Origin of the sequence: Humibacter sp. RRB41 (genome assembly GCF_022761015.1) — a bacterium.
In the GTDB taxonomy this organism is placed as follows: domain Bacteria; phylum Actinomycetota; class Actinomycetes; order Actinomycetales; family Microbacteriaceae; genus Humibacter.
Window position 1 is genome coordinate 57932 of the sequence record NZ_JAKWJQ010000003.1, and the last position, 12558, is coordinate 70489.

Genomic DNA, 12558 nt, shown 5'->3' on the forward strand with positions numbered 1-12558 from the left:
AAGAAGTGACCACCTTCGTCCCGCGCACGAGGCTCGACCCCTGCGGATTCGCGACACATCGATGTTGCACCGCAGCGCACCCGACGAAGACCGGTCACCACCGAGGTGAACCAGGCACTTCGCCTGCGCTCTCCGGCATGGCCCGACCGGCTCTGACCTCGGATGCCAACGCCCGGCGGGAGCTCCCGCTCGCTTCGGCGAGCTCGCCAGAGAGGCGGCTCCACCTTGCCACGTTCCCTATCCATACCCACCGAAGCAGCCCTGTCGCCCGTCGACGCCGACCGTGTTCCCGCCGTGGTCGCCGATCATCTGCGAGCCGAGGGAGTCTCCCGCAGCTACGGGGAACGCAGCGTGCTCACGGATGTCTCGCTCACGGTTCCGCCCGGCGCCCGCGTCGGACTGATCGGCGAGAACGGCGTCGGCAAATCGACGCTGCTGCGCATCCTCTCCGGCGCGGAGGAGCCCGACCAGGGTTCGATCTCGCGCCCGGCGCGCACCGGATTCCTCTGGCAGGAGGTGCGGTTCGCACCTCGGGACACGCTCGCGTCGCTCGTCGAACAGGCGCTCGCCGAAGTGCGCGCCATCGAGCGCGAGCTGGATGCCGCCGGCATCGCGCTCGGGGAGGCATCCGACGCGGAGCAGCTGCTGCAGGCATCCGAACGCTACGACGCGGCGCTCGCCGCAGCCGAGCGAGCGGATGTCTGGACAGCCGACTCGAGGCGCGACCGCGTGCTCGCGGGGCTGGGCGTGTCGGGCATCCCGCTCGATCGCACGCTCGGCGAGGTCTCCGGCGGCCAGCGCAGCAGGTTCGCGATGGCGGCGCTGCTTCTGCGGCGACCGGACGCCTTGCTGCTCGACGAGCCGACCAACCACCTGGACGACGACGCAGTGGAGTTCCTCCAACGACAGCTGGTCGGGTGGAGCGGTCCGGTCATGTTCGCCAGCCACGATCGCGCGTTCCTCGACGCGGTCGCAACAACGCTGGTGGACCTCGACCCATCGCGTGCGGCGCTCGGCGGTCACTCGCCGGCGGCGGACGCGGGGAGAAGCGGCAGCGGCGTGCAGGCATCCGGTAACGGCGCGACCGTGTTCGGCGCTCCATCCACCGGCGAGGGCGCGTTCACGGCGTACCTCGTGCACAAGGCTGGCGAGCGCGAGCGCTGGGAGCGGCAGTACCGCGACGAGCAGGACGAGCTGAACGCGCTGCGCCACTCCACGGCGGTGACCGCCCGCGCCACGCACAGCCCGAGGGCGCCGCGCGACAACGACAAGTTCATCGGCGTCTTCAAGGGGCAGCGGGTCGACGCGCAGATCGCGCGCCGGGTGCGCAACGCGCAGGGACGCCTCGACGAGCTCGAACGCGACCAGGTGCGCAAGCCGCCTGCGCTGCTGAGCTTCGCGGGCATCCCGAGCGGATCGCACGCGCTGGACGACTCGGCCGGCACCCTGCTGCAGGTGACGGATGCGCGGGTCGAGCACCGCCTGCGCGTCGACCGCCTGCGCATCGAGCCCGACACCCGGCTGCTGGTCACCGGCCCGAACGGCGCCGGCAAATCCACGCTGCTCGGGCTGTTGGCGGGGACGATCACGCCGGATTCCGGCACGGTGTCGCGGCGCAAGGCGCTGCGCGTCGGCCTGCTCGAGCAGGACGTGCGATTCGCGGACCCTGCCGCGACCCCGCGGGCGCTGTACCGGTCGGCGCTGGGGGAGCGGCGGGCGGAGCAGCTTCCGCTCACCTCGCTCGGGCTGCTGGCACCGCGGGATCTCGATCGCCCGGTCGGAGCGCTCTCGGTCGGGCAGCAGCGCAGGTTCGCGCTTGCGCTGATCATCGCGAAGCCGCCGCATGTGTTCCTGCTCGACGAACCGACGAACCATCTGTCGCTGACGCTGGCCGGCGAGCTCGAGGATGCTCTCGGCAGCTACCCGGGAGCGGTGGTCGTGGCGAGCCACGACCGTTGGTTGCGCCGCCGCTGGTCCGGCGACGAGCTCCCCCTCGCGCCTCTGCCGATCGGGTAGTGGTCGCCCCGCCCTCCTGGTGGCCCGGATCGGGACCGGCGGGGCGGGGCGGCGGCGGGGGTGGCGGCGCGCTATTGCGCCGCGTCGAGCAGCGATTGCACCTTGGCGTTCGCCGCAGCGAGCAGCGTGGGGATGTCGGCGTTCTGGTCGGTGAGCACCGCCTGGACGACGGGGTCGAGTGCGCCGTAGAGGTCTTGCGTGTTCTCGGCGGGCTCAGCGAGCAACGGCTGCTCGAACTCCTTGTCCGTGTAGTACTTGAACTGGTCGACCGGCACGTTCACGTACGGCTCGATCCACCCCATGTACTTGTCGTAGGTCGCCTTGTCGAAGACCGGCACCTGCGGCACTCCGACGGCCTGCTTGTCGTCGGCTTGGGCCTTCGCAGTCGACGTCGCCGTCTTCTGATCGAACTGGTTCTCCATGTAGAAGTAGTCGATCCACTTCACGGATGCCTCCTGCTGAGCTGCAGTGGACTTGGTGCTCACCATCGCGAGCGTTCCGCCGCCGAGCGCACCGGCATCCTCGCCCTGCAACGGCACGACGGATTCGCCGTACATCTTCGGGTCGATGTTGTTCTGCGCGACCAGCGACGAGTAGTTGCCGCCACCTGAGACGTACATGCCGACCTGGCCGGCGACGAACGCCTGGTTGATGCCGTTCCAGTCGTAGAGGAAGTTCGATCCCATGGAGTCGTCCTTCCAGCGCATGTCGTGCAGCCGATCGAGCGCGTCGACGAACGCCTGCGAGTTCACTGTCGCCTTCGTCTTGGCGCCCACGCCGCTCTCGGCACGCCCACCGAGCGCGTACGCCATCGTGGTGAGGGTCCAGCCGCCCGTGTTGTCCTTCGTCATCGTCGCGTAGCCGGCCTGGCCGGTCTTCTCGGAGATCTGCTTGGCATCCTTGCGGATCTGCGCCCAGGTGGTCGGAGGCTTGTCGGGGTCGAGCCCGGCCTTCGTGAACAGGTCCCGGTTGTAGTGGAGAGCCTGGCCGTAAGCGGCGATCGGCACGGCGAGCATCGCACCCTTGGAGTCCTCACCGTTCTTCACCACCGACGAGTTGAGCTTCTTCGCCCACGGGTACTCGGCTACTTCCTTGCTGATGTCCGCGACCTGGTGCTGCTGGATGAGCCCCTTGCCGTCCGTGAACGCCACGGTGAACACGTTCGGCAGCGTGCCTCCCGCCAGTTGGGCGGAGAAGGTCGTCGCCGTCCACTTGTATTCCTGCGGTTTCACCGTGATGTTCGGGTACTTCTTCTCGAACTTCGCGACGCGGTTCTCGATGTCCTTCTTGGCGGCCGGCTGCAGGCCGACGTCCTCGGCAACAGTGATCGTCACCTTGCCGTCGGTGGGGGTGCTGGTGCCGGACGACGAGCATCCGGCAAGGCCGAGCGCCGCGATCGCGGCCGCCGCCGAGATCGCCACCGCTCTGCGGAACGTGTTGGACATGTCAACTCCTCTGTTGATCACTTGGGTGCAGTGCTGTTTCGGGTGGTGCTGGATGCGCGGCGCCCGGTCTGCGACGGAGCCATACCGCGGTGTCGGGCGGCAGGGCACCGCCGACGAGTGGGGCGCTGGCGAGCAGGATGTCGGCATCCGGCTCGAGCGCGTGATCGTGCGGCCCGAAGTTGACGATGCAGATCAGATCGTCCCCTCTGGCGAATGAGAGAACACCGGATGCCCGCTGCGGCACCCACGAGAAGCGCTCGCTGCGGAGCGCCGGCTCGGCGCGACGCAGCCGTAATGCGCTGCGGTAGAGCGACAACATCGACGACGGATCCTGCGACTGCGCCTGCACGCTGAGCGGACCCCAGTCCCGCGGCTGAGGGAGCCACGGCGTGGTGGACGCACCGTCGGGCGAGAAGCCGAATGCGCTGCCGGTGGACGTCCAGGGAAGCGGCACACGGCATCCGTCGCGGCCGGGGTCGACGCCGCCTGAACGGAAGTGCATCGGATCGGTGATCGACTCCCGCGGCAGGTCTTCCACCTCCGGCAGGCCGAGTTCGTCGCCCTGGTACACGTAGAGCACGCCGGGCAAGCCTGCGGCGAGCAGTGCAGCCGCTCGCGCCCGACGCTCTCCCAGAGCGCGGTCGGTCGGAGTGCCGAAACGCTTGGCGTCGAACGAGAACGACGTTTCCGCCCGGCCGAGCCTCGTCACCGGACGGGTGATGTCGTGGTTCGAGAGCACCCAGGTCGCCGGTGCGCCGACGGGCGCGTGGCTGCGCAGGGTGGCGTCGATGACGGCGCGTACGGCATCCGCTCGCCACGGGCCGGTCATGAAGTCGAAGTTGAAGGCGGTGTGGATCTCGTCCGGCCTCAGGTAGGCGGCGAAGCGATCCGCGTCGGCCAGCCAGACCTCGGCGACGAGCACACGGGGCTCGTCGTAGGAGTCGGCGACGCGTCGCCACGCCCGGTAGATGTCGTGCAGCTCGTCTCTGTCGAGGTGTGGATGCTCGCCGGCGCCGTATCCGGAAACGCCCCGCATGTCGGGGAGCGAGGGGTCCTTCACGGGCAAGCCGGCAGAGTCGATGCGCACGCCGGCAGCTCCGCGATCGAACCAGAACCGCAGCACGTCCTCGTGCTCGGCACGTACGTCGGCGTTCTGCCAGTTGAGGTCGGGCTGCTCCGGCGCGAAGAGATGCAGGTACCACTCGCCGGGTGTGCCGTCCTGGTCCGTCGTTCGTGTCCACGTACCACCGCCGAAGCTCGACTCCCAGTCGGTGGGCGGCAGGCTGCCGTCGACGCCCCGTCCCTGGCGGAACCAGAACCGGTCGCGCTCCGGCGATCCGGGAGCTGCGGCGAGGGCATCCTGAAACCAGGCGTGCCGATCAGAGACGTGGTTCGGCACGATGTCGACGATCGTGCGGATGCCCAACTCGCGCGCCTGAACGATCAGCAGTTCGGCCTCCTCGAGCGATCCGAGCACCGGGTCGATGGTGCGGTAGTCCGCGACGTCGTAACCGCCGTCGGCCAGCGGCGAGGAGTACCAGGGCGTGAACCAGATCGCGTCGACGCCGAGCTCATGAAGGTAGGGCAGCCGGCCTCGCACGCCGGCGAGATCGCCGACGCCGTCGCCATCGGAGTCGGAGAAGCTGCGTGGATACACCTGATAAACCACCGCGGTGCGCCACCAGTCGGCGTCGCCGATCCGTTCGGTCGTCGCCTCGCCCACCGTTTCGGCCATCGTGGAGCCGTCGGCCGGTGCGTCATCGGTGATCGTCACGTCGTCGTGTTCTTTCTCTCGGGGCGAGGTCTCTTCGGGTGGGCGTGCAGCGACTTGCCCTTGCGACCCTGACCCTTTCGGCGACCGCCCCTGCCGATCGCCTCGAGCGCCGCTCGGCGTCGGACCTCGCGCATTCGGCGCGATCGGAGGGGCGATCTCCCACACGCCCGTGGGGGAGTCCGCCGAAAGGTTTAGCGCTACACTTGCCGTACTGGGAGTTGACGATAGAGCCACTTCGTGACGGCTGTCAAGCGCGATCCCGTGGCATCCGCCGAGGGAGGCCGCGGGGTACAGCGCTGCGCCGTCGACGGACCGGATGCCGTCGCTCGGCGTTGTATTCGCGGTACTTTGAGCGGCGGATGGAACGAGTTCGCGGCCACGAGCGCAGACACAGCGCAGAGAAGGGGACACCGTGCGGGTGACGCTCAAGGACATCGCCGATGAGGCCGGCGTCAGCGTCATGACCGTCTCGAACGTGATCAACGGCAACCGCGGGAGGGTCTCGGAGTCCACGATCGAACGCGTACAGGAGATCGTCGCGCGCCGGGGCTACGTGCCCAGCGCCTCCGCGAGGTCGCTCGCGGCGAACGCGTCGCGCATGATCGGTCTGCTGGTGCCCGCCGCGGACGAGGACAGCCTGATGGTCAGTCCGCACAACGCCGCGATGTTCGGTCTGCTCGAACGGAGGCTGCGCAAGGCCGGCTATCACCTGCTGCTGCGCGGTGTGGCGAGGCCGTCCGAGGTGCTCGAGGCGGTGAAGTCATGGAACCTCGACGGCGTGATATTGCTCGGCTTCGTCGATGCGGATGTCGATTCGTTCACCGCCGTCGGGGAGACGCCGATCCTCGCCCTCGACAGCTACTCGCCGAATGTCGTCACGACCGGCGTGCGTTCGAACGACTTCGAGGGTGGCCGCCTGGCGGCCGAGCACCTGATCTCGTTGGGCCACCGGCGCATCGTGTTCGCCGGCCCGGCCTTCGCCGCCAGTGGTGTGGTGCAACAGCGTCATGCAGGATTCGTCGCGGCGCAGGAGAAGGCCGGACTGCGGTGGGATGCCTCGCGCGACGTCGTGGCGGACACCTCGTACGCGGCGGGCGTCGAGCTCGGGCGGGGGCTGGTGCGCGGGCATCCGGATGCCACGGCGGTGTTCGCGACAGCGGACATCCTCGCGGCCGGCCTGCTCGAAGGGCTGCGGGCATCCGGAGCGAGCGTCCCGGGCGATGTATCGGTCGTCGGCTTCGACGACATCGACCTCAGCTCGTATGTCACCCCCAAGCTGACGACGATCGCGCAGGATGTCGTCGCGAAGTCCGACGAGGCGGTGCGCCTCGTACTCGACGAGATCGAGGGTTCGCGCCCCACGGAACCGGTCGTCCTGCCCGTGCACCTGGTGCCTCGCGAGTCGACCGGGCCGGCGCAGCGGTCGCGGTAGCTCCGGACGTGGATGTGCGGATGCGCGGCCGGTCTGGATACATAGCCGACACACCCGCGGATGCGGGTTGCATTTCACTCGAAAATGAGTTCGAATGAAGTATGCGGTGGAGCGGGCAGGAGATCTCGGTTGAGCAGACGGATGCCCTCCCCGGCCTCGCCAAGCTCAACAACCTCGTGCGCTCGGTGCGTACCCCCGACTTCGCCGGCGTGACGTTCCATGAGGTGCTCGCGAAGTCCGCTCTGAACAAGGTGCCGGGCGGCGGCGGAGCCCTGCCGTTCGGCTGGACCATCAACCCGTATCGGGGCTGCAGTCACGGATGCATTTACTGCTTCGCCCGACCCACGCACCGGTATCTCGAGCTCAACATGGGCACCGACTTCGATCGGGAGATCATCGTCAAGGTCAACGTGGCCGAGGTGCTGCGCAAGGAACTCGCGAAGCCGAACTGGGGCAGGCATCCGGTCGCACTCGGCACCAACACCGATCCCTATCAGCGTGCTGAGGGCCGATACGCGCTCATGCCGTCGATCATCTCGGCGCTCGCCGAGTCGGGAACGCCGTTCAGCATCCTCACCAAAGGCACCCTGTTGCGTCGCGACCTCGATCTCATCGCGGATGCCGCCACCCGGGTCCCGGTCGACCTGGCCATGTCGATCGCGGTGTACGACGACGAGCTGCAGAAGTCCGTCGAGCCAGGAACTCCGAGCACCAAAGCACGGCTCGAGACGGTGCGCGCAGTGCGAGAACACGGAATGGACTGCTCCGTCTTCATGATGCCGATCCTGCCGTACCTGACCGACTCGCGAGCCCACCTCGACGCGGCGCTGACCGCGGCGAAGGATGCCGGTGCCACCTCGGTTCTCTACACGGCGCTTCACCTGCGCCCCGGCGTCAAACAGTGGTTCATGCTGTGGCTCGAGCGCGAGCATCCCGAGCTCGTCCCGAAGTACGAGGCGATGTACGCGACGAAGGCCTACGCCCCGGTGGACTACCGCAAGTGGCTGGCCGCCCGCATCAAACCGCTGATCACCGCGCACGGCCTGCAACGCGGCGAGGAAGATCCGGTGACGGGCGGCGTGCGGTCCGCTGCACTGAATGTGATGCGCGACGACAACGGTGAACGGACTCGGCTAGCGGGAGAACCGGCTCCCGCATCGGTCGTACCCGAAGAGCGCCTCACGCTCTTCTGATTCGGTTCTGCTCGATGCCGCACCGGAGCCATCCACAGGAACAGGTCGCGCATCCGTGAAGATCGGGGTACGAGAGAGGGGTACACGTCGACCCGTCACCGTGTCATAATCCTGAGGATGTCTCTCGGGGTGCCCGCCCAGGTGGCGCGTGAAGCCGGGAACCGTGCGATCGCCACGTCGACGCAGGTTGCCGCGTTGATCTGTCTCGCCGCGGCCCTGGCATCCGTGCTCGCGCCGGGCTTCTTCGTGGTGGGAGGAGTGCGGTGGTGGGCGGCGGGAAGCCTGTTGCCGATGATCGTGCTCCTGATCGTCGTGATGGCGACCGGCAACCGCGTCGTCATGGGCGCCTATGCCGTGGTCGGATGCCTGTCCACGTTCGCCTACACGGTGGCCGTGCTGCAGCAGACGGCTTCGTACACGAACACCGACCTCTTCGTCGTCGCCTTGCCGCTGGTCGCACTGATGCTGATCGGCGGATCGCGTCAGGACACGCGCGTCGGCGTGCTCTGGGCGACTGCGGCCTATGCGCTGGGTGACCTCGCGGTGTTCGCCGCTGCGCTGGTCGCCGGACGGCAATTCCGCTTCGACTCGATCTCGCTGGCGGCCTACATCCTCTTCATGGCGCTGCTGCTGTTCAACGGCATCACGCGCGGATCGTACCGAGGTGCCCACGCACTGATCCTGAGGACCCTGCGCGAACAGCACGTCGACGAGCTGCGCCTCGAAGTGGCAGCCGAATTGCGCGCCGAACTGCACGACACGACTCTGAGCGAGCTGGCGGCACTGGCATCGACACAGCCGGGTCCCCTGGTGCCGAGTCTGCGCGAACGGCTCGAATCAGACATCAGCCATTGGACGACCGCACCGCACCGCGCAGGCGATCGGCTCGACGCCGCCGACCACGTCGAATGGCGGCAGAGCGATCTGGCGCGGGCGATCGATCACGCACGGGATTCCGGTCTCGTCGTCGATGTGTCGGGCGATCGGGGCCCCTATTCGGCGCTCTCGTCTGAGGCGAGGCGCGCCATGGGCCTCGCCGCGAGGCAGTGTCTGGTCAACGTGCTCAAGCACTCCGGGCAATCCAGGGCAGAGGTCGTGCTCTCCGCATCGCATGACGAGGTATCGCTTGTCGTGGTGGATGCCGGCCGCGGCTTCGACGTCTCCCTCCTCGCCCGCGAGGACAACGACCGCATGGGCCTGTTGCAGTCAGTGATCGACAGGGTGGAACGAGTCGGCGGCTCGGTGTCGGTCTTCTCCAGGGCAGGGGCCGGCACATCCGTGCTGATGGTCGTGCCGACCGCCGAAGGGGGCAGCCTCTGATGGGCTCCAGCCTTCTGGACCGTGTTCCGAGCCGCTTCGATCCGATCGGAGCCGCTGCGGCATGGCTTCTCGCGCCTCTCGCGGGTGCGGTGGCCGTCGGCTACGCCGTCATCCAGAGCGTGACCCACGGGAACGAGATCGTTCGACCGGAGCTGGCGGTCGTCGCCGTGGGGATGCTGTTCGCCGCCGCCGTGGTGCTGGCGATCGCCGCGCATCCGAGCATTGCCCGCCTCGGCCGGCCGGCAGCCGTCCTGGTCGTCGGCATGACCGTGCTCGCGTCGGTGCTCTCTGCGGTGTCGACCTGGGGGCACAACCGCCTCGTCCAAGACGACTGGGGGCAGATCGGCGTCGGCCTGATCGTGCTCGGGATGCTCTGGCTCCGCCCCGCGCTGGAGCTGATCGTTCTCGGCGCACTGGGCGCCCTGGTGGTCGGTGTGCTCGCCGCCGAGCAGACCGGTTCCTTGCACATCATCAACACGCCGTACGTGTATGTCGTCGTCGCGGCGACTCCCGTGCTCGTGCTCGCCGCCGTCGCCGCCACATGCGGAGCCGTTATCAGTCGATTCGCCGCGGAATGGACGAGGTCCTCGCGCGCAGGCATGGCAGGGCTGGGGCCGGAGTTTCGCCTGCTCGAGGAAGTCGCTCTGCACCGTGCGCAGGTCGCCGAACTGAAGCGGACCACACTGCCGCTGCTGGCATCCATCGCAGCCCGTGGAAGCGTGACGCAGGCCGACATCGAAGCGGCCGCGCGCACGGCGGCGCAGCTCAGGGAACATGCCATCGAAGAGCTCAGGAGCACCTGGCTCGATCGGCTCGCCGCCACGACCGGCATGAAGCCGAATGCCGTCAACGATCCGGCGCACCTCGCACAGCGGGTGCCGGCGAGCGAGCGTGCGGCGATCAGCGCGTGCCTCATCGAGCTGGTGCGCCTCGGGCTGATCGATCCTGCTGACACCGCGATCAGCCTGACCCGCACGCCGACGGTCGAGTCATCGGAGCGCGCCGGGTTCGAGTTGCGATTGTATGGCGTGAGCGAATGGCGTCGTCTGCGCAGGGCGACCCGACCGTTCTTCAGCGTTCTGCGATCGCTCAGCGGCGACGCCATGACCACGAAAGCCGGCTCGAGCATGACGGTGAGGTTCGGTTTTGATCCAGCGTGAGGTGCGCACGCGCGTGCGGGTGGGCATCCTCGATGACCACGAGGTGCTTCTCGACAGTCTGTCGAGTTGGATCCGCGACCACGAACCGTTGTTCGAGCTCGCTGTCGCCGCTCCCACGTGGGTGCAGCTGGTGCACTCGCCGGCATTCCCGACCGATCTCGTGCTGATGGATCTGAACCTCGGCGAAAAGGTCTCCATCGAGGCCCGAGTGCGCACGTGCCGAGCGGCGGGGGCATCGGTGATCGTGCTGACGGCGCTCGACACCCCGGAGGAACGCGAACGATGCCTCGGAGCGGGGGCGCTCGCCTTCCTCTCCAAAGCGCAGCCCGTTCGCGAGGTGATGGCTGTCGCCAAGTCGGTGATGGGCCTCTCACCGGACCCGCAGGTCAGTACCAAGCCGAAGCTCAGCGATGGAGAGCGCATGGCGCTGCTGTTGTATGTGGACGGCAACTCGACGTCGCAGGTCGCCGCAGCGATGAACGTGCAGTTCGAGACGGCGAAGACGTACCTTCGACGGGTTCGCGAGAAGTACGGTCGCGCCGGGCGTCCGACGAGCACCAGAGCCGAGCTGGCCAGCCGTGCGGCTGAGGACGGGTATCTCAGCTAGGCCGTCGTTCAACATACGATGGCGGGGTGGCGAAACTGTACTTCCGGTTCGGGGCGATGAACAGCGGCAAGAGCACTGCGCTCCTGCAAGCTGCCTACAACTACGAGGAGCGCGGTCACCGTGTGCTGCTGGCCAAGCCGGCGGTGGACACGAAGGGCGACGCGGGCATCGTCTCCAGGCTCGGCGTGACGCGTGACGCCGACTTCGTGATCGACGCCGTCGCCGACCTCTATCACCGCTTCCAGATCCAGCGCGAGCGCACGATCTCGAGGTTCGGCAGAGACGTCAGCTGCCTGCTGGTCGACGAGGCCCAGTTCCTCACAGAGGCTCAGGTCGACGACCTGCTGCGCATTGCGATTCTCGAGGATATTCCGGTTCTGGCATATGGCATCCGCACCGACTTCCAGACCGTCGCGTTCCCCGGCAGCAGGCGGTTGCTCGAGGTCGCGCACAGCCTCGAAGAGTTGAAGACGATCTGCCGATGCGGACGCAAAGCCATCTTCAATGCGCGCACGATCAACGGCGTCTTCGTCTTCGACGGAGATCAGGTGGCGATCGAGGATGGCGATGACGTCGTCTACCAGTCGTTGTGCGGTGCCTGCTATCTGCAAGAGAGCGGCGGCACGCTCAACAATGGTCGCAGGCATTGGCCGCTGACCGGCTCGGCTGTCGCCTACGAGAGCGAGCCGGACCCGGACTTCACATAGGTGTCATCCGACCTGCGTGAGATGCGACGTCAGGAGTCGGATCGGGAGAACTCGAACACCGTCGACCGATCCGTCGCAGTGAGCTTGCGGAGCGTCGCACCCGACCACGCCGAAGCCATCCAGTTGTCTGCGATCTCTTGTTCGTGCTTGCGATCGGTGTCGTCCAGCACGATGCGAGCCCCGTCGTCGAGGGCGGATGCCAGCAGAGGGACCGCAGGGAACCGCGCGTCACGCCCGACCGTGCCGGGAGGACCGTCGACGAACAACAGGGCGACATTGCTGACGTCGGTGAGGGCGTCGGCCGAGTACCACTGATACCGGACCCCGTTGATCGCCTGCTCCGTCAGAGGGGCGACTCGCACCTCGACGATGTCGGAGAGCCCGAGGGCGTCGACATTCCTTCTGGTCTCTTCGGCGTAGACCTCGAGGTGCTCCAACGAGATGAGCCGCACGTTCCGGCCGCTCTTCTTCAGTGCCAGCCCCGTCCAGAGCGTCGAGATGCCGCTGCCGCACTCGACCACGGTGTGACCCGCCGGTATTTCCGAAGCCACCGATGCCAGGTAATACAGCGTGCGCGGGGTAGCGGCGACTCCGCCAGGCGATGGCATCGGGCTCGTCGGCGAGAAGTTCTGGTACAGCTGGAGCAGGGCGTTCGTATCGATCGCGGTCTGCCAGCGGGTGGAGACCGACATCGTGATCAGCCCGATTCGCACGAGCAGCACGCCGATGGCGGTGGCTTCGATCGCCACAACGAGCAGAGCGATCACCAGGAACGTGAGGTCTTGTGTCAGGCTCGCGACGACGATGCCGAGAGCGATCAGAATGACACCGACAACTGCGCCCAGCAGTACCAACGTCTTCGAGTTCAGTCGTTTGATCGAGGGCAACATCGTCTGGCTCCTTC

At 67.6% G+C, this 12558-nt stretch carries 10 protein-coding genes; 7 read left to right on the forward strand and 3 right to left on the reverse strand.

Annotated elements, in window-relative coordinates; genetic code table 11:
* Positions 1 to 225: 225 nt before the first annotated feature.
* Positions 226 to 2016 carry an ABC-F family ATP-binding cassette domain-containing protein gene (locus tag MJ603_RS08965; RefSeq protein ID WP_243063371.1) on the forward strand — a complete coding sequence of 597 codons (1791 nt, stop codon included), beginning with the start codon at positions 226 to 228 and terminating at the stop codon, positions 2014 to 2016.
* 71 nt (positions 2017 to 2087) lie between these two features.
* Here MJ603_RS08965 and MJ603_RS08970 read toward each other — a convergent pair whose 3' ends face one another.
* Together MJ603_RS08970 and MJ603_RS08975 are read right to left on the reverse strand one after the other, a co-directional pair.
* Complete coding sequence (locus MJ603_RS08970) at positions 2088 to 3461, reverse strand: ABC transporter substrate-binding protein (RefSeq protein WP_243063372.1); 1374 nt, start codon at positions 3459 to 3461, stop codon at positions 2088 to 2090.
* Position 3462: 1 nt separating this feature from the next.
* Positions 3463 to 5196, reverse strand: coding sequence for a glycoside hydrolase family 13 protein (locus MJ603_RS08975; protein WP_243063819.1), 1734 nt, complete (start codon positions 5194 to 5196; stop codon positions 3463 to 3465).
* 451 nt (positions 5197 to 5647) lie between these two features.
* Here MJ603_RS08975 and MJ603_RS08980 point away from each other — a divergent pair, with 451 nt between their 5' ends.
* The 6 genes from MJ603_RS08980 to MJ603_RS09005 all read left to right on the forward strand — a co-directional run bounded on the left by MJ603_RS08980 (position 5648) and on the right by MJ603_RS09005 (position 11654).
* Complete coding sequence (locus MJ603_RS08980) at positions 5648 to 6667, forward strand: LacI family DNA-binding transcriptional regulator (protein WP_243063373.1); 1020 nt, start codon at positions 5648 to 5650, stop codon at positions 6665 to 6667.
* Positions 6668 to 6768: 101 nt separating this feature from the next.
* Positions 6769 to 7860, forward strand: coding sequence for an Rv2578c family radical SAM protein (locus tag MJ603_RS08985; RefSeq protein ID WP_243063374.1), 1092 nt, complete (start codon positions 6769 to 6771; stop codon positions 7858 to 7860).
* A 117-nt stretch (positions 7861 to 7977) separates the two neighbouring features.
* Positions 7978 to 9180: a sensor histidine kinase gene (locus tag MJ603_RS08990; RefSeq protein WP_243063375.1), complete on the forward strand. Its 1203-nt coding sequence runs from the start codon at positions 7978 to 7980 to the stop codon at positions 9178 to 9180.
* Positions 9180 to 10340: a hypothetical protein gene (locus tag MJ603_RS08995; RefSeq protein ID WP_243063376.1), complete on the forward strand. Its 1161-nt coding sequence runs from the start codon at positions 9180 to 9182 to the stop codon at positions 10338 to 10340. Before MJ603_RS08990 ends, MJ603_RS08995 begins: the two co-directional genes overlap by 1 nt.
* Positions 10327 to 10947 (forward strand): response regulator, encoded by a 621-nt coding sequence (locus MJ603_RS09000; RefSeq protein WP_243063377.1) that lies wholly within the window; start codon positions 10327 to 10329, stop codon positions 10945 to 10947. Before MJ603_RS08995 ends, MJ603_RS09000 begins: the two co-directional genes overlap by 14 nt.
* Positions 10948 to 10973: 26 nt before the next feature.
* On the forward strand, positions 10974 to 11654 hold the full coding sequence (locus tag MJ603_RS09005) for a thymidine kinase (protein WP_243063378.1): 681 nt from the start codon (positions 10974 to 10976) through the stop codon (positions 11652 to 11654).
* A gap of 29 nt (positions 11655 to 11683) precedes the next feature.
* Here the strand turns inward: MJ603_RS09005 and MJ603_RS09010 are convergent, their stop codons facing one another.
* Positions 11684 to 12544: a class I SAM-dependent methyltransferase gene (locus tag MJ603_RS09010; RefSeq protein ID WP_243063379.1), complete on the reverse strand. Its 861-nt coding sequence runs from the start codon at positions 12542 to 12544 to the stop codon at positions 11684 to 11686.
* Positions 12545 to 12558: the final 14 nt, after the last annotated feature.

Coding starts and splice junctions, on each gene's coding strand:
- MJ603_RS08970 (WP_243063372.1), bottom strand. CDS start 3,461: ATGTCCAACACGTTCCGCAGAGCGGTGGCGATCTCGGCGGCGGCCGCG.
- MJ603_RS08985 (WP_243063374.1), top strand. CDS start 6,769: ATGCGGTGGAGCGGGCAGGAGATCTCGGTTGAGCAGACGGATGCCCTC.
- MJ603_RS08975 (WP_243063819.1), bottom strand. CDS start 5,196: ATGGCCGAAACGGTGGGCGAGGCGACGACCGAACGGATCGGCGACGCC.
- MJ603_RS08990 (WP_243063375.1), top strand. CDS start 7,978: ATGTCTCTCGGGGTGCCCGCCCAGGTGGCGCGTGAAGCCGGGAACCGT.
- MJ603_RS08995 (WP_243063376.1), top strand. CDS start 9,180: ATGGGCTCCAGCCTTCTGGACCGTGTTCCGAGCCGCTTCGATCCGATC.
- MJ603_RS09010 (WP_243063379.1), bottom strand. CDS start 12,544: ATGTTGCCCTCGATCAAACGACTGAACTCGAAGACGTTGGTACTGCTG.